The organism is Paraburkholderia sp. 22099 (assembly GCF_052045835.1).
Taxonomy (GTDB): domain Bacteria; phylum Pseudomonadota; class Gammaproteobacteria; order Burkholderiales; family Burkholderiaceae; genus Paraburkholderia; species Paraburkholderia terricola.
This window is the reverse complement of sequence record NZ_JBQEPU010000005.1, coordinates 176,359-192,638: the sequence shown is the minus strand read 5'-3', so window position 1 is coordinate 192,638 and position 16,280 is coordinate 176,359. Positions and strand designations below refer to the sequence as shown.

Below are 16,280 nucleotides of genomic sequence, written 5' to 3'. Positions count from 1 at the left end.
GATGCAGAAGCATAATCGCTTACCTGTGTAAGTTTTGTGAAGAGGTAGTGAGGGGTTTTTATTGTCGGCATGCCGCTGCACTACGAAAGGGCAGCGGCAACGGCATGGCAAAAGCGGTGCTTACTTGTCGAGATTCAGGAACGGCAGCGGCGCGCCCGCGCCCAGGTACGTCGGCAGCTTGCCGTCCCAGCGGTTGATCGCCTGCAGTTGCAGATACTCCTTGCCGCCGTTGGTCTTGACCGCTTGCGCCTGAATCGCGATCGATTCGGCCTCGCCGCGCGCCTTGGCGATCTGCTGATCGGCTTCGAACTTCACGCGCGCGAGTTCGCGCTCCGCCTGCTCGGCGCGCTGGCTCGCGGTGACCTTGGCTTCAATGGCCTGGTCGAACGCCGCGCTGAACTTGAAATTGGTGATGTTGATATCCTGGATCAGGAAGCCATAGCCTTTCAGTTTCGTAATCAGTCCGCTCATGATGTCGGTGGAGACCTGCTGGCGCCTGGTCACCAGTTCTTCCGCGGTGTAGCGCGCCGCAACCGCCTTGAACACCTCGAACATGGCTGGCTGCACATACGAGGCTTCATACTGGAGCGACGGCGCCATGGCATACAGCGCACGAACCTTGTTCGGATCGACGCGGTAGTTCATCGTCAGATCGGTGTGCACCGACTGCAGATCCTTGGACGCCGCCTGCGCGCCTTCCACCTTGGCGACGTCGAGCCCGATGAAAACTTCGTGCAGGCGCGATACCGGGCTCACCAGGTGCGGGCCTTCGGGCAGCGTTTCCGCCTCGATATGTCCGAAGGTCGTCACCACGCCGATGTGCGATTGCGAAACCTGCACGAAGCTCGAGAACAGCGCGCCAACGGCGACGACGAGAACGAAGATGATTACGCCATAGCGCATTTGCGGCTGATGATCCTTGCGCAGCGATTTCGATGCGAATACGGCTGCCGCGCCGATAATGACGGCAAGAAAAAGAATAAAGATGATTTGGCCCATGTCGATGTTCTATCAGGTGAAGTCATACAAACAGAAAATGGCGGGCTGAATTATCCGCATTGCGCAGCCGGCCTTATGAAAATCTGCAACAGCAAACGGGGAAACGTGTTCCTTTGCATTGAAGCAGTGTGAAATCGTTAAGCAAATTTGTGTTTTTAATGTCGCCGGCGATTAAAGGCGCCGACGAATGATCGCGAAGTCTACAAGCATATTGAACGCTTGCGCAACGGTATCTTTTAGAGCGGAAAATTGAAACGCGAATGCGCGTGGCGCGGTTTTTAACGTTGCGCCGTTGTCTCGCCGTTGTTTATTTGAACCGCATGAGGAAACCGCGCCGGCATCGCGCAGTTATGTGATGCCCCAACGCCGAAGTTCTACTGGCGCTGTTGAACAATGAACGCGGCAATGGCCTCGTTCAACGCCCGCGGCGCATCGCGATGCGGCGAATGTCCGCAAGCGTCGAGCTTCACGAGCCGCGCATGCGGCACGCGCTGCGCGATCGTCTCGATCTGCGCCATCGTGCCGTAATGGTCGTCGTGACCTTGCACCGCGAGCAGCGGCTCGCGGATCGCAGGCAGTTCCTCGGCAGTGGTCCACTGCCTGAAGGCCGGATTCAGCCAGATGTCGTTCCAGCCATAAAACGCCGAATCGACGTCGGCGTGATAGCGGCTGAGTTTGCCGCGCAGGTCGGTGGTTTCGTAAAGCTGTTTGGTCTGCGCGATGCTTTGCACCGAAATGTCTTCGACGAATACGTGCGGCGCGATCGCCACCGCGCCGGCCAACGCCCCGGGGTAGAGCGCCGCGTACAGCAGCGCGATCGAGCCGCCGTCGCTATGGCCGACGAGCCACATGCGTTGGCGCTGACGCATGTCGATATTCAGTGCGTCGAGCAAGGCGGGCAGAATGTCGCGCGCCTGGGCGGTCATGAAATCGACCGGCCATTTCACGTCATGCGCGCGCGGCGTGGAGCGTCCGTAACCGGGCCGTGAATAGACGAGCCCGCGCATGCCGAGTTGCTCGCATAGGGATTGCGGCCAGTCGCGCCACATGGCGAGCGAGCCGAGTCCCTCGTGCAGGAACACGGCGAGCGGCGCATCGCCCGCAGCCTCGTTCACCCAGCGATATTCGATGCGCAACGGCCCATGCGACGCCGTCGCGGGCAGGTCGGCGAAATCGCTGGCGGCGCTTGCGGCGGCGGGGTTCTGCATGGATTACCTCATGACTGTTCGCGCAGTTTGAAGCGTTGAATCTTGCCGGTGGCGGTCTTCGGCAAATCGTCGAGGAACACGATATCGCGCGGGTACTTATGCGGCGCGAGCCGTCCCTTGACGAAGGCTTTCAGTTCATCCGCGAGTATCTCAGAGGCGGCGAACTCACGCTTCAACACGACGAACGCGCGCGTCTTGACGAGCCCGCCGTGATCCAAGCCGACCACCGCCGCTTCCAGCACCGCGTCATGCTGCACGAGCACCATCTCCACTTCGACGGGCGAGACGTACTGGCCGCTCACTTTCAGCATGTCGTCGCTGCGCCCCGCGTACACATAGCAGCCGTTCGGCAGACGGCAGTACTTGTCGCCGCTGCGAATCCATTCGCCGAGAAACGTGGCGCGCGACTTCTCGCGATTGCTCCAGTACATCAGCGCCGCGCTCGGCCCCTTGATAAACAGATCGCCGATTTCGCCGTCGGGCACCGGCTGACCCAACTCGTCGCGCAACGCGACTTCATAGCCCGGCACGGGACGGCCCGTGGTGCCGTATTCGACCGAGCCCGCGCGATTCGACAAGAAGATATGCAGCATTTCCGTCGAGCCGATGCCGTCGAGTATCTCGCAGCCGAAGTGCGCGGTGAAGCGCTCGCCGATTTCGCGCGGCAAGGCCTCGCCCGCCGACGCGCACACGCGCATCGCGACATCGGCGCGCGCGGGCAGATTGGGCGAGACCAGCATGCTCGCGTAGAGCGTCGGCACGCCGTAAAAGATGGTGGGGCGATGCTGCACGAGACGCTTGAAGATCGCGTCGGCGGTGGGGCGCTCCGCCATCAGCACCGCGGTCGCGCCGACCGACAGCGGGAACGTCAGCGCATTGCCGAGCCCATAGGCGAAGAACAGCTTCGCCGCCGAGAACACCACGTCGCCCTCCACAATGCCGAGGATCGGCTTCGCATACAGTTCGGCGGTCCAGTAGAGATTCGCATGCGTGTGGACGGTGCCCTTCGGCTTGCCGGTCGAGCCGGACGAGTACAGCCAGAACGCGATGTCGTCGCAACCGGTGGCGGCGGATTTGCCTGCCGGCGTCGCGGCGTCGAGCAGATCCTTGAGTAGCGGCGTCGCGAGCATGTTGCCTTCGCGCGGCTGCGAGACGATCAACTGACAGCCGTCGTGCTCGGTGGCTTCCATCGCCTGCGTGACGTTCGCCAGCAACGCGCCCGATGCGATCACGGCGCGCGCGTGGCTATGCGTGAGCATGTACACGTAATCGGGCGCGGTGAGCAGCGTATTCGCGACCACCGGCACGACGCCCGCGAGGAGCGCGCCGAGAAACGCGATCGGCAATTCGACTGTGTCGAGCATCACCAGCAGCACGCGTTCCTCGGGATGCACGCCGAGCGTGCGCAATACGCTCGCGAAGCGCCGCGCGCGGTTCTCCAGTTCGCCGTAGGTGGTCGCGCCGGTGTCGTCGACATAAGCGGTTTTGGCGGCGCGCGCCTGGTTCAGTTGAAACAGATAAGCCGCGAAATTGAACAGCGCGGGCGGCGGCTCGACCGTCACGGCGGGCTGACTCGCAGCCGGTTCCAGCAGGGCTTCCATATGTCTCCTCCAACGGGTGAGGGGCGGTCCGGCTGTTATCTGCTCTTGATCCGCTCGATGCTTGCTGCTTGCTGCTTGTGTACGTCTCGTGCGCTCCGCGTGCGGCTTGCGCGTGTACTTCCGCAGGTGGCTTCCGCTATGCCGCGGGCAAGTGGGTTGTTCGCGTCAGCGCGTCGATTGCCGCGCTCGATGCCTGAACCGCCGAGCGCCGGTGATAGAAGCCGAGCGCGATATCGACCGCCGAATCGTTGCGCGTGGTGCCCGAGTTCGCGATGGCGATCGCGTAGTCGTCGTCGCGCCTGGCTTGCGGCAGCTTGACGATTTCGGCGAGGCGCGCGGTGCGCTGCGCATAGGTCAACGCGCGCAACGCGGCGCCTGCCTGTTCGCGGGCAAAGCCGAAGGCACGCGCCAGGTCGAGGCTCTCGCTCGACACGCGCACCAGCGCCTCGCCTGTTACCGGATCGGTCAGGGTCACGCCGTCGCCGCTGCCCGCGACCCATTGGCCATCCACGTAGTTCTTCAAAAGTTCGGTCATGGCTGTCTCGGTGCGTCAGGCGGAAGCGGGGGGCGTGGTGAATTCGATCGCGCCTTGCGGCAGCAGATACAGCGCCAGCGCCTGACCGTTCGCCACGGTCGGACGATGCGCGCTGCCGGGACCGTACACGCACCAGCCGGCCGGATGACCGTCGAAGGTGGCGCCTTCGGTGAGCGGCATGATCAGGTCGATCTCGCCGTGAGGATGAACGTGATGCGGACCGGCAATGTCCTTCATCTCCACCACGTCGACGGAAAAGCCGTGAGTGTCGGGCAGCGCCTTGAAGATGCGCCCGTAGCGAATGCCGCCGCCCTCGCGACTGCACAGCCAGCCTTCGGCCACGCCGGTGCGGCATGCGTCGGCGAGCGCGCGGAACGTTTCGCTATCCGCGGGCCAGGTGGCGTTCAACCACGCGGCGAGTTCGCCGTCGAGCGCTCGGCCGGCGAGTTGCCCGGTCACGCCCGCGATCAGGCGCTGGAATTCATGTGGGGACATGCGAGCCCTCCATATCGACCCGCGCACGCACGTTAGTTCATGCGTGTGGTCGAGCCGTCTCCGTGACGCGGCCGAAATATCTCGACGGCGTTTGTGATTGCATCAATATTTGGCGAAAATTAACCGTTCGCCTAGGCCGTGTCAAGCACTATAGTACATACATTGCAGTCGTGAGGCAGTAAAACATGAACCAAAATAACACTCCAGCGCCGTCGGACGACGCCGCCAATGACGACGCAGGCCGCGCGGGCCGGCCCGACAGCGCGACCGAGCGCGGCGGCGAGCGCGAGGAACGCGATCCCTTCCTCACGGCGATGGGCGAGCGCGTGCGCCTCTTGCGCGCGCGCCGCGGCATGACCCGCAAGACGCTGGCGACCGAAACCGGCTTGTCGGAGCGTCATCTGGCGAATCTGGAATCGGGCGTGGGCAACGCGTCGGTGCTGGTGTTGCGGCAGATCGCGACGACCTTGAACTGTCCGCTCGCGGAGGTGATCGGCGACGAAACCACGGCGTCCGCCGAATGGCTGCTGATCCGCGAACTGCTGCACGGCCGGGATCAGGCGGCTTTGCAGCGCGCTCGCGTGGCGCTCGCCGAGATGTTCGCGCAGGCCCCGCGCGACCCGCATCGCAAGGACCGGATCGCGTTGATCGGGCTGCGCGGCGCGGGCAAATCGACGCTCGGGCGCATGCTCGCGCAGGAGCGCAAGGTGCCGTTCGTCGAGTTGACGCGCGTGATCGAGCAGCTTGCCGGCTGCCCGCCCTCGGAGATTCATTCGCTGTACGGCGCGAGCGCTTACCGGCGCTACGAGCACCGCGCGCTCGAGGCGGTGATTCAGGAGCACGAGCGCGCGGTGATCGCGTCGCCGGGCGGCCTGGTGTCGGAGTCGGGCACGTTCAATACGCTGCTGTCGCATTGCTTCACCGTGTGGCTGCAAGCCGCGCCGGAAGAGCACATGCGCCGCGTGGTCGCGCAAGGCGACCTGCGGCCGATGTCGGGCAACCGCGAAGCGATGGACGACCTGAAGCGCATTCTGGCGGGTCGCGGCGAGCTGTACGGCCGCGCCGACATGAGCTTCGACACCAGCGAGAAAACCTTGGCGGACGCCTATTTGCAGCTACGCGACCGGCTTGCCGCAAGGCTTGCGGCGGAATCGCCGGACGACGCGCGCGCGATTTGACATGCATTGCGGCGCTAGGGTTTACCAATAAACATGAAGTAAAGTGCTTTACATGGGTATGACGATGCACTATTGTTCAAAAACAGGTTGCATCGTCCAAGTCAGGAGACGCCCATGTCCACAGCAGAAACCGCGGTCGCGCCGGTCGACTACCGCACCGATCCCTCGCAGTACAAGCATTGGAAGCTGAGCTTCAACGGTCCGGTCGCGACGCTCGGCATCGATATCGCCGAGGACGGTGGCATCCGCGACGGCTACAAGCTGAAGCTGAACTCATACGACCTCGGCGTCGATATCGAACTGCACGACGCGATACAACGCATCCGCTTCGAGCATCCCGAAGTCAAAACGGTGGTGCTCACCAGCCTGAAAGACCGCGTGTTCTGCTCGGGCGCCAACATCTTCATGCTGGGTTTGTCCTCCCATGCGTGGAAGGTCAACTTCTGCAAGTTCACCAACGAGACGCGCAACGGTCTCGAGGATTCGTCGCGTTACTCGGGCTTGAAGTTTCTCGCGGCGGTGAACGGCGCATGCGCCGGCGGCGGTTACGAACTCGCGCTGGCTTGCGACGAAATCTATCTGGTGGATGACCGCTCGTCGTCGGTGTCGCTGCCGGAAGTGCCGTTGCTCGGCGTGTTGCCCGGCACCGGGGGCCTCACGCGCGTGACCGACAAACGCAAGGTGCGCCACGATCGCGCGGATATCTTCTGCACGGTGGTGGAAGGCATTCGCGGCGAGCGCGCGAAAGCCTGGCGTCTCGTGGATGAAGTCGTGAAGCCGAATCAGTTCGATCAGGCCATCCAGGCGCGCGCGCTTGAACTCGCGGCAAAAAGCGATCGTCCCGGGGATGCGCCGGGCGGCGTGATGCTCACGCGCGTCGAACGCGCCGACCGCGAAGACGGCCTGACGTACCAGACGCTCGACGTCACGATCGAGCGCGCCAGGCGCATCGCGACGTTCACGGCGAAAGCGCCGCCAACCGAGCAACCCACGCAGATCGACGCCATCGTTGCAGCCGGCGCGCACTGGTGGCCGCTGCAATTCGCGCGCGAGCTCGACGACGCGATTCTCTCGATGCGTACCAATGAGCTCGGAGTCGGCACCTGGGTGTTCAAGACCGAAGGCGACGCGCGCAACCTGCTCGCCGCGGACGCCACGCTGATGCAGCACCGCGATCACTGGTTCGTGCGCGAAACGATCGGCCTGCTGCGCCGCACGCTCGCGCGCATCGACGTCTCGTCGCGCTCGCTGTTCGCGCTGATCGAACCGGGCTCGTGCTTTGCCGGCACCTTCGCGGAACTCGCGTTCGCCGCCGACCGCGCGTATATGGCCGCGCTGCCGAGCAATGAGGACGAGGAGCCGGCCATCACGCTTTCGGAGGTCAACTTCGGGCTTTATCCGATGGTGACGCATCAGTCGCGGCTTGCTCGCCGGTTCTATGAAGAAGCCGAACCGCTCGACGCCGTGCGCTCGAAAATCGGCCAGCCGATCAAACCGGTCGACGCCGAGCGCCTCGGACTCGTCACCGCCTCTCCCGACGATATCGACTGGGCCGACGAAATCCGCATCGCGCTCGAAGAACGCGCCGCGATGTCGCCCGATGCGCTCACCGGCCTCGAAGCGAACTTGCGCTTCAACGGGCCCGAGACGATGGAGACGCGCATCTTCGGCCGTCTCACCGCATGGCAGAACTGGATCTTCAACCGGCCGAACGCAGTGGGCGAGAAAGGCGCGCTCAAGGTGTACGGCAAGGGCAGCAAGGCGCAGTTCGATGCTTCGCGCGTGTGATGCGCGTGTGAATGCGCGCGCCTGAAAAGCATCCACGCCATTAACGCGATTTAACGCAACGCGGCCCGCCGGATACGCGCGGCACTGCATCCGCTCAAGGAACCGACCATGTCGACGATCAACTACAGCGAAAAGATTCCGAACAACGTCAACCTCGCCGACGACCGCACGCTGCAACGCGCGCTCGAACAATGGCAGCCGAACTTTCTGTCGTGGTGGGGCGATATGGGCCCGGAAGGCTCGCAGGGTTACGACGTGTATCTGCGCACGGCGGTGAGCGTGGATGCGGGCGGCTGGGCGCATTTCGATCACGTGAAAATGCCGGACTACCGTTGGGGCATTTTTCTGACGCCCGGCGAGCAGGACCGCAAGATTCACTTCGGCGAGCACAAGGGCGAGGCGGCGTGGGAGGACGTGCCCGGCGAGCATCGCGCGAATCTGCGCCGCATCATCGTGACGCAGGGCGATACGGAGCCGGCTTCGGTCGAGCAGCAACGTCATCTCGGTTTGACGGCGCCTTCCCTGTACGACTTGCGCAATCTGTTCCAGGTGAACGTGGAGGAAGGCCGCCATTTGTGGGCGATGGTGTATCTGCTGCATCGTTATTTCGGCCGTGACGGCCGCGAGGAAGCCGAGGCATTGCTCGGCCGCCGCTCGGGCGACGACGACAATCCGCGCATTCTCGGCGCATTCAATGAGAAAACGCCGGACTGGCTCGCGTTCTACATGTTCACGTATTTCACCGATCGCGACGGCAAGTTCCAGTTGTCCGCGCTCGCCGAGTCGGGTTTCGATCCGCTCGCGCGCACCACCAGGTTCATGCTGACCGAGGAAGCGCATCACATGTTCGTCGGCGAATCGGGTGTGTCGCGCGTGATCCAGCGCACCGCGCAAGTGATGAACGAACTGGGCACCGACGACGTCACGAAACTTCGCGCGGCCGGCGTGATCGATCTGCCGACTATCCAGCGCTATCTGAACTTCCATTACTCGGTGACGATCGACCTGTTCGGCGCCGATCATTCATCGAATGCGGCTACGTTCTATAGCTCGGGTTTGAAGGGACGCTATGAAGAGAACAAGCGCGACGACGATCATCAGTTGAGCGGGCAGCGCTACAAGCTGCTCGACGTGCAGGACGGCAAGCTGGTCGAGCGCGAAGTGCCGATGCTCAACGCCATGAACGAAGTGCTGCGCGACGATTACATCAAGGACTCGATGGCGGGCGTGGGGCGCTGGAACAAGGTGCTCGACAAGGCCGGCATCGATTTCCGCATGACGGTGCCGCATAAGGCGTTCAATCGCCAGATCGGCACGTTTGCGGGCACGCGCGTGTCGCCCGATGGCCGCGTGGTGAGCGAAACCGAATGGGCCGCCAACGAGGCGAAGTGGCTCGCCACGCCGGAAGACCGCGCGTATGTCGCGTCGCTGATGGGGTGCGTCACGGAACCCGGCAAGTTCGCGAACTGGATTGCGCCGCCGGCGATGGGCGTCAATCGCCAGCCGGTCGATTTCGAATACGTGCGCTTTAACTGAACGCACGAGAAGCCGGGATGCGCGTGGCACGCATGCGCCGCAATAGAGGTGGAGGTAGTGATGAACGGCCCAGTGTCGATCGAGGTTCTCAGGCAGCATCTGATCGATCCGGAAATCTGCATTCGCTGCAATACCTGCGAAGAGACTTGCCCGGTCGATGCGATCACGCACGATGACAACAACTATGTCGTGAAGGCCGATGTGTGCAATGGCTGCATGGCATGCGTGCCGCCGTGTCCGACCGGCGCGATCGATAACTGGCGCACGGTATCGAAGGCCGATGCCTATCCGGTCGACGAGCAGTTCACGTGGGACGTCTTGCCGGAACAGAACACGATGGCGGTTCCCGCCGCCGATGAAGCGCCGGGGGATCCGGCGGCGGACGCGAGCGGCGTCGAAGTGGACACCGTGCGCGGCTCGGTGGTGCCGCCGTGGTCGGCGGCGAAGCCTTACGTGAATCTCTACACGCACAAGGCGCCGACCACCGCGACGGTGGTCGGCAACTACCGGCTCACGGACGCTTCGACCGATAGCGACATTCATCACATCGTGCTCGATTTCGGTTCGATGCCGTTTCCGGTGCTGGAAGGCCAATCGATCGGCATTCTGCCGCCGGGCGCGAGCGCCGATGGCCGAACGCATCACGCGCGCCAGTATTCGATCGCGAGTCCGCGCGACGGCGAACGGCCCGGCTATAACAACGTGTCGCTGACGGTAAAACGTGTGTCGCAACAGCACGGCGATGCGATCGACGGCGTGTGCTCGAACTATCTGTGCGATCTGAAGAAGGGCGACGTGGTCAACGTGATCGGCCCGTTCGGCGGTACGTTCCTGATGCCGAACCATCCGAACTCGCATCTGCTGATGATTTGCACGGGCACCGGTTCGGCGCCAATGCGCGCGATGACCGAGTATCGTCGGCGTCGCCGGCTGAAAGGCGCGACCGGCAAGCTGATGCTGTTCTTCGGCGCGCGCACGAAAGAAGAGTTGCCGTATTTTGGGCCGCTCACGAATCTGCCGAAGGATTTCATCGATACGAATCTGGCGTTTTCACGCACGCCGGGGCAGGCGAAGCGCTACGTGCAGGACGCGATGCGCGAGCGCGCGGTCGATGTCGCGCAGCTGCTCAAGGACGACAACACGCATATCTACGTGTGCGGGTTGAAGGGCATGGAAGAGGGCGTGCTGCAGGCGCTCAGGGAAATCGGCGAGCAGCATCGGATGGATTGGGACGCGCTGTGGGCGAAGTTGAAGCGGGAAGGGCGGTTGCATCTGGAGACGTATTGAGCGGCTTACGTTTCCACGCGAAGCGGCTCGCGCGCTTGCGAGCCCTGCGTTTTTTACCAGATGGTCACTGTGCGGTCTCCCAGTCGTCTTCTTCGATAGGCGAAGCTGACTCGTCATAACGCACAACTGAGGCGCTCTGCACCGTGGTAGGGCCGTACTTCCAGCGCTGGTTTGCCGTGATCCGTGACGATCATGCTTTCGCCGGAAGATTCGATTTGCCGAAAAAATTCCAGCGCCTTGGCTTTGAACTCGGACTTGGATACCCGCTTGTCTTGCATGACTTTTTCCATAGCCATCTGCCCGAAGGCATCATCCTAAATGAAATTCGGCGATTTCCACTACCTGTTCTAACGCGAGCCTCCAGCCTGCCCAGGCGACACCGCCCCGCACGCCCGAATCACCAACTGCACCACTTCTTCCGTCGTCGCCTCGAACGCTTTTTGCGTCAACGCGCGCTTGCCCCTGAGCGCGCGAATCTGCGCGTCGAAGTCGGCGTAATGCTGCGTGGTCGCCCAGATCATGTACATCAGCGTTTGCGCATTCACCGGCGCGAGCAGGCCGCGCGCGATCCAGTCGTCGATCACTTTCACACGGCTGTCGAGCCACGGCTTCACGCGTTGCGTGAGTATGTCGTCCATGTGCTCGGCGCCGTGAATGATCTCGCTCGCCCACACCTTCGAGCCGAGCGGCCGGCGCCGCGACAGTTCCATTTTCGCGCGTACATAGCCGCCGATCGCCTCGACCGGATCGTCGCTGCATTCGAACGTATCCGCCGCGCGATACCAATCCTCGAACAGGTCTTCCAGCACGCGCCGGTACAACGCGAGCTTGGTCGGGAAGTAGTAATGCAAGTTGGCTTTTGGTAAACCCGCACGTTCGGCGATCATCGCGGTGCTGGCGCCCTCCAGCCCGCGCTCGGCGAAAACCGCCTCGGCGCACGCCAGAAGATGCGCTTCATTCGACTCGCGAATGTGCGCCTTGCGCCGCCGCAAAGGTGCGCGCGTTTCTTCGTTTTCGGTGATGTCGGCAGCCACGTGGTCGTCTCTCATGTTCACCCGCAGCGGCATGTGTGCCGCGTCGCGCTTCATTCTAGTCGTTTGGCGGCGCGTGGACATGCGGATTCGCCACGCGCATCGAGCGCGTGCTGCGATGCAATGGCACGCTTCTCGCTCTGTTTGTCACCGCACGAAAGGCATTGATTTGGCGGTCTTAATCGTCTACAACCTGTCCAACTGGACAGGATTGAGGGAGCGGGCGATGCCCCAGGGTTTGCCCTTTCCCTAAGGGGCGAGCGAAGCGATCGAATGTGCACCGCCGCCGTGCGGCCACGCCCCAGAATTCGCCGTCAATGCACCAGTTTCATGTCGGTTCACCGAAAGGAGCGAGACGAATGAACGCGGTATCCGAAGCGCTGAAGAAGGCCCACCGAGAACCCGCTACGTCGATCAAGGTCGACGGCCATCGGCTGTGGGACAGCCTGATGACGATGGCGAAGATCGGCGCGACGCCCAAGGGCGGCGTTTGCCGTCTCGCGCTCACTGACCTCGACAAGCAGGGGCGCGATCTGATCGTCGGCTGGGCGAAGGAAGCGGGCTGCACGGTCAGTGTCGATCAGATGGGCAATGTGTTCATGCGCCGCGCCGGGCGCAACCCGGATGCGCTGCCGGTGATGACCGGCTCGCACGCGGACTCGCAGCCGACCGGCGGCCGCTTCGACGGCATCTATGGCGTGCTCGGCGGTCTCGAAGTGATTCGCAGCCTGAACGATCACGGCATCGAGACCGAGCACCCCGTCGAAGTAGTGATCTGGACCAACGAGGAAGGCTCGCGCTTCGCGCCGGCGATGGTCGCGTCGGGCGTGTTCGCCGGCGTGTTCACGTTGGAGTATGGCCTCTCGCGCAAGGACGTGGACGGCAAGACCATCGGCGAGGAACTGCAACGCATCGGCTATGCGGGCGATGTTCCGTGCGGCGGGCGCGCGTTGCATGCGGCTTTTGAACTGCATATCGAACAGGGGCCGATTCTCGAAGCCGAGCAGAAAACCATCGGCGTGGTGACGGACGCGCAAGGTCAGCGCTGGTACGAGATCACGTTGACGGGACAGGAGGCGCATGCGGGTCCGACGCCGATGCCGCGCCGTCGCGACGCATTGCTCGGCGCCGCGCGCGTGGTCGATCTGGTCAATCGCATCGGACTCGATAACGCGCCGTTCGGCTGCGCGACGGTCGGCATGATGCAAGTCCATCCGAACTCGCGCAACGTGATTCCCGGCCGCGTGTTTTTCACCGTCGACTTTCGTCATCCCGACGATGCGGTGCTCGCGAAGATGGATGCCGCGCTGCGTGAAGGCGTGGCGAAGATCGCGAGCGGCATCGGTCTCGAAACCGAACTGGAACAGATCTTTTACTACGCGCCGGTCGCGTTCGACGAAGCCTGCGTGAAATCCGTGCGCGCCGCGGCCGAACGTTTCGGCTATCCGCATCGCAACATGGTGTCCGGCGCGGGGCACGACGCCTGTTATCTGTCGCAAGTCGCGCCCACTTCGATGGTGTTCGTGCCTTGCGTCGACGGGATCAGCCATAACGAAATCGAGGACGCCACCTTCGAATGGATCGAGGCGGGCGCCAACGTGTTGTTGCACGCGATGCTCGAACGGGCGTGCGAGCCGGTTTCATAACGCTTTTTGCGGCAGCGGTTGCGTGATTCGGTTGCATCACTCGCTTCACCGTAGTGCCCATGAAACACGCCGTCCCGGCTTCGCCTGAAACGCAGCCGGCAGGTACGGCTACGTCCTCACAACGAAGAAGGAACGTGTATGGCCATCAAGCAAACCGGCGACATTGCCGCGCAGCGCCTGTCGCCCGAGCAGTTGGCGTGCGAGTTCTCCGACATCGCGCCCTTGCTCGACGCAAGCGCCGCGGCCGCGGCGGCGAGCCGCTGCCACTACTGCTACGACGCGCCATGCGTGAATGCGTGCCCGACACGGATCGACATTCCCGGCTTCATCCGCAAGATCGGCAACGGCAATCTGAAGGGCGCCGCCGTCGATATCCTGTCGGCCAATCCGATGGGCGGCATGTGCGCGCGCGTCTGCCCGACCGAGATTCTTTGCGAGGGGGCTTGCGTGCGTAACCACCAGGACGCGAAGCCGGTGGCGATCGGCGCGCTGCAACGCCATGCGACCGATTGGGCGATGGCGCGCGGCGAGGTGCTGTTCAAGCGCGCGGCGGAAACAGGGCGGCACGTCGCGGTGGTCGGCGCGGGACCGGCGGGGCTCGCGTGCGCGCATCGGCTCGCGCTCGCGGGGCATCGCGTCACCCTCTTCGACGCCCGCGAGAAAGCGGGCGGCCTCAACGAATACGGCATTGCCGCTTACAAAACCGTCGACGATTTCGCACAGCGGGAAGTGGCGTGGCTGTGTTCGGTCGGCGGCATCGAGATCGAATACGGCGTGGCGCTCGGGCGTGACGTCACGCTCGACACGCTGCGCAAGAACCATGACGCCGTGTTTCTCGCGATCGGCCTGACCGGCGTGCGCGCGCTGGCGATGGAAGGCGAAGACCTGAGCGGCGTGATGAACGCGGTGGATTTCATCGAACAGGTGCGCGACGCGAGCGACCTCGGCACGGTGCCGGTAGGCCGCCGCGTGGTCGTGATCGGCGGCGGCAATACGGCGGTGGACGCCGCCGTGCAGAGCCGCAAGCTCGGCGCGACCGCCGTGACGATGGCGTACCGGCGCGGCGTGGAAGCGATGAGCGCGACGTGGGCCGAGCGCGAGTTCGCGCAGACCAACGGCGTCACGCTCGTCACGCATGCGAGGCCGGTGCGGTTGATCGGCGAGGGCGGCGTCGTCACCGGTGTCGAATTCGAACGTACAGCGGACGAAGGCAATCAGGCGCAGGAGCGCTTCGTGGTCGAGGCCGACATGGTGCTCAAGGCGATCGGTCAAACGCTGGTTGCCGTGGGTATCGAACGGGAATTGCTGACGCTCGACGGCAGCCGCATCGCCGTCGATGCGAACGGGCAGACCTCGCTTGCAGGCGTCTGGGCGGGCGGCGATTGCGCGGCGACCGGCGGCGTGGATCTCACGGTGCAGGCGGTGCAGGACGGCAAGCTCGCCGCCGCGGCGATCGATGCGCAGTTCGCCCGCATGGCGATCAAGGCCGCCTAGCGGCGGCCGCGAAGCCACGCATCACACCAGACAAAAACAGCAGTCCCCAAGGAGCCGAACATGGCCGATCTGCGCTGTACGATTGCCGGCATCACCTCGCCGAATCCTTTCTGGCTCGCTTCCGCGCCGCCGACCGACAAAGCCTATAACGTGAACCGCGCGTTCGAAGCGGGCTGGGGCGGCGTGGTGTGGAAGACGCTCGGCCTCGACCCGCACGTCGTGAACGTCAGCTCGCGCTACGGCGCGGTGCAATGGAACGGCCAGCGCATCGCGGGCCTGAACAACATCGAACTGATCACGGACCGTCCGCTCGACGTCAATCTGCGCGAGATCGCGCAAGTCAAGCGCGACTGGCCCGAGCGCGCGATGATCGTCTCGCTGATGGTGCCGTGCAACGAACGCGACTGGAAATGGATCCTGCCGCTCGTCGAGGACACCGGCGCCGACGCGGTGGAATTGAATTTCGGTTGTCCGCATGGCATGAGCGAACGCGGCATGGGCGCGGCGGTGGGCCAGGTGCCCGAGTACATCGAGATGGTCACGCGCTGGGTCAAGGAAGGCACGAAGCTGCCGTGCCTCGTGAAGCTCACGCCGAATATCAGCGACATTCGGCTCGGTTCGCGCGCGGCGTATCAAGGCGGCGCCGACGGCGTCTCGCTGATCAATACGATCAACTCGATCGTCGCGGTCGATCTGGACGCGATGTCGCCGTTGCCGATGGTCGATGGCAAAGGCACGCACGGCGGCTACTGCGGCCCGGCGGTGAAGCCGATCGCACTGAACATGGTCGCGGAAATCGCCCGCGACGTGGAAACGCCGAATCTGCCGATCTCCGGCATCGGCGGCATTTCGACGTGGCGCGACGCCGCGGAATTCATCGTGCTGGGCGCGGGAAGCGTGCAGGTCTGCACGGCGGCGATGCACTACGGGTTTCGCATCGTCTCCGATCTGGCCGATGGCCTTTCGAACTGGATGGACGAAAAAGGCTACGCGACGCTCGACGAGATTCGCGGCCGCGCGGTGCCGAACGTCACCGACTGGAAATACCTGAACCTCAAATACGACATCAAGGCGCGCATCGATCAGGACAAGTGCATTCAGTGCGGGCTGTGCCATATCGCCTGCGAGGACACCGCGCACCAGGCGATCATGAAAGAAAAAGATGGCGTCCGGCATTTTGAAGTGATGGACTCCGAGTGCGTCGGCTGCAATCTGTGCATGCACGTATGCCCGGTGGAGCAGTGCATCACGATGGAACGCGTGGACAACGGCGAGTACGCGAACTGGACCACGCATCCGAACAATCCCACGAGGGCGACGGCGCAAGAGAGCGACACATCGAGCGCGGCTGAAACCGCCGAACACGCGCAGGCTCATGCGGCCAAGGCGGCTTGAAACACGCAGTCCCCATCGAGGAAGCGCCTGTACTGAACCTGAGTGTCCCCAAAGACCCGACGCGCCACGAGAAGCCGCGCGGGCCCC

General features: G+C 63.6%; 13 protein-coding genes and 1 pseudogene. 7 read left to right on the top strand and 7 right to left on the bottom strand.

Features of this window, described 5'->3' with window-relative positions; translation table 11 throughout:
• Positions 1 to 120: 120 nt before the first annotated feature.
• From ACTJLC_RS07320 to ACTJLC_RS07300, 5 genes and pseudogenes are all read right to left on the bottom strand, one after another.
• Positions 121 to 999 (bottom strand): prohibitin family protein, encoded by an 879-nt coding sequence (locus ACTJLC_RS07320; protein ID WP_084561449.1) that lies wholly within the window; start codon positions 997 to 999, stop codon positions 121 to 123.
• Between the two features lie 374 nt (positions 1,000 to 1,373).
• Positions 1,374 to 2,207: an alpha/beta fold hydrolase gene (locus ACTJLC_RS07315; protein ID WP_440843384.1), complete on the bottom strand. Its 834-nt coding sequence runs from the start codon at positions 2,205 to 2,207 to the stop codon at positions 1,374 to 1,376.
• A gap of 8 nt (positions 2,208 to 2,215) precedes the next feature.
• A complete protein-coding gene (locus tag ACTJLC_RS07310) occupies positions 2,216 to 3,808 on the bottom strand; it encodes a benzoate-CoA ligase family protein (RefSeq protein ID WP_073430534.1) in 1,593 nt (530 codons plus the stop codon).
• A gap of 214 nt (positions 3,809 to 4,022) precedes the next feature.
• Positions 4,023 to 4,343, bottom strand: a pseudogene (locus tag ACTJLC_RS07305) (3,4-dehydroadipyl-CoA semialdehyde dehydrogenase); the annotation flags it as partial.
• Between the two features lie 15 nt (positions 4,344 to 4,358).
• Positions 4,359 to 4,838 carry a DUF4863 family protein gene (locus ACTJLC_RS07300; protein ID WP_073430533.1) on the bottom strand — a complete coding sequence of 160 codons (480 nt, stop codon included), beginning with the start codon at positions 4,836 to 4,838 and terminating at the stop codon, positions 4,359 to 4,361.
• Between the two features lie 185 nt (positions 4,839 to 5,023).
• Here ACTJLC_RS07300 and ACTJLC_RS07295 point away from each other — a divergent pair, with 185 nt between their 5' ends.
• The 4 genes from ACTJLC_RS07295 (at position 5,024) to boxA (ending at position 10,627) form a co-directional block, all read left to right on the top strand.
• Positions 5,024 to 6,016, top strand: a complete 993-nt coding sequence (locus ACTJLC_RS07295) for a helix-turn-helix transcriptional regulator (protein ID WP_073430532.1) — start codon at positions 5,024 to 5,026, stop codon at positions 6,014 to 6,016.
• A gap of 114 nt (positions 6,017 to 6,130) precedes the next feature.
• Positions 6,131 to 7,804: a 2,3-epoxybenzoyl-CoA dihydrolase gene (gene boxC / locus ACTJLC_RS07290; protein ID WP_073430531.1), complete on the top strand. Its 1,674-nt coding sequence runs from the start codon at positions 6,131 to 6,133 to the stop codon at positions 7,802 to 7,804.
• 108 nt (positions 7,805 to 7,912) lie between these two features.
• Complete coding sequence (gene boxB, locus ACTJLC_RS07285; RefSeq protein WP_073430530.1) at positions 7,913 to 9,340, top strand: benzoyl-CoA 2,3-epoxidase subunit BoxB; 1,428 nt, start codon at positions 7,913 to 7,915, stop codon at positions 9,338 to 9,340.
• Between the two features lie 60 nt (positions 9,341 to 9,400).
• Complete coding sequence (boxA, locus tag ACTJLC_RS07280; protein ID WP_073430529.1) at positions 9,401 to 10,627, top strand: benzoyl-CoA 2,3-epoxidase subunit BoxA; 1,227 nt, start codon at positions 9,401 to 9,403, stop codon at positions 10,625 to 10,627.
• A 113-nt stretch (positions 10,628 to 10,740) separates the two neighbouring features.
• Here the strand turns inward: boxA and ACTJLC_RS07275 are convergent, their stop codons facing one another.
• On the bottom strand, positions 10,741 to 10,905 hold the full coding sequence (locus ACTJLC_RS07275; RefSeq protein WP_143031958.1) for a type II toxin-antitoxin system Phd/YefM family antitoxin: 165 nt from the start codon (positions 10,903 to 10,905) through the stop codon (positions 10,741 to 10,743).
• Positions 10,906 to 10,974: 69 nt separating this feature from the next.
• Complete coding sequence (locus tag ACTJLC_RS07270; RefSeq protein ID WP_073430528.1) at positions 10,975 to 11,715, bottom strand: TetR/AcrR family transcriptional regulator; 741 nt, start codon at positions 11,713 to 11,715, stop codon at positions 10,975 to 10,977.
• A gap of 302 nt (positions 11,716 to 12,017) precedes the next feature.
• Between ACTJLC_RS07270 and ACTJLC_RS07265 the strand changes: the two genes are divergently transcribed.
• The 3 genes from ACTJLC_RS07265 to preA all read left to right on the top strand — a co-directional run bounded on the left by ACTJLC_RS07265 (position 12,018) and on the right by preA (position 16,193).
• Positions 12,018 to 13,304, top strand: coding sequence for a Zn-dependent hydrolase (locus ACTJLC_RS07265; RefSeq protein ID WP_073430527.1), 1,287 nt, complete (start codon positions 12,018 to 12,020; stop codon positions 13,302 to 13,304).
• Positions 13,305 to 13,442: 138 nt separating this feature from the next.
• Positions 13,443 to 14,798 (top strand): NAD(P)-dependent oxidoreductase, encoded by a 1,356-nt coding sequence (locus ACTJLC_RS07260; RefSeq protein ID WP_073430526.1) that lies wholly within the window; start codon positions 13,443 to 13,445, stop codon positions 14,796 to 14,798.
• Between the two features lie 60 nt (positions 14,799 to 14,858).
• Positions 14,859 to 16,193 (top strand): NAD-dependent dihydropyrimidine dehydrogenase subunit PreA, encoded by a 1,335-nt coding sequence (gene preA / locus ACTJLC_RS07255; protein ID WP_073430525.1) that lies wholly within the window; start codon positions 14,859 to 14,861, stop codon positions 16,191 to 16,193.
• Positions 16,194 to 16,280 lie beyond the last annotated feature (87 nt).

Coding starts and splice junctions, on each gene's coding strand:
- ACTJLC_RS07320 (WP_084561449.1), bottom strand. CDS start 999: ATGGGCCAAATCATCTTTATTCTTTTTCTTGCCGTCATTATCGGCGCG.
- ACTJLC_RS07315 (WP_440843384.1), bottom strand. CDS start 2,207: ATGCAGAACCCCGCCGCCGCAAGCGCCGCCAGCGATTTCGCCGACCTG.
- ACTJLC_RS07310 (WP_073430534.1), bottom strand. CDS start 3,808: ATGGAAGCCCTGCTGGAACCGGCTGCGAGTCAGCCCGCCGTGACGGTC.
- ACTJLC_RS07300 (WP_073430533.1), bottom strand. CDS start 4,838: ATGTCCCCACATGAATTCCAGCGCCTGATCGCGGGCGTGACCGGGCAA.
- ACTJLC_RS07295 (WP_073430532.1), top strand. CDS start 5,024: ATGAACCAAAATAACACTCCAGCGCCGTCGGACGACGCCGCCAATGAC.
- boxC (WP_073430531.1), top strand. CDS start 6,131: ATGTCCACAGCAGAAACCGCGGTCGCGCCGGTCGACTACCGCACCGAT.
- boxB (WP_073430530.1), top strand. CDS start 7,913: ATGTCGACGATCAACTACAGCGAAAAGATTCCGAACAACGTCAACCTC.
- boxA (WP_073430529.1), top strand. CDS start 9,401: ATGAACGGCCCAGTGTCGATCGAGGTTCTCAGGCAGCATCTGATCGAT.
- ACTJLC_RS07275 (WP_143031958.1), bottom strand. CDS start 10,905: ATGCAAGACAAGCGGGTATCCAAGTCCGAGTTCAAAGCCAAGGCGCTG.
- ACTJLC_RS07270 (WP_073430528.1), bottom strand. CDS start 11,715: ATGAAGCGCGACGCGGCACACATGCCGCTGCGGGTGAACATGAGAGAC.
- ACTJLC_RS07265 (WP_073430527.1), top strand. CDS start 12,018: ATGAACGCGGTATCCGAAGCGCTGAAGAAGGCCCACCGAGAACCCGCT.
- ACTJLC_RS07260 (WP_073430526.1), top strand. CDS start 13,443: ATGGCCATCAAGCAAACCGGCGACATTGCCGCGCAGCGCCTGTCGCCC.
- preA (WP_073430525.1), top strand. CDS start 14,859: ATGGCCGATCTGCGCTGTACGATTGCCGGCATCACCTCGCCGAATCCT.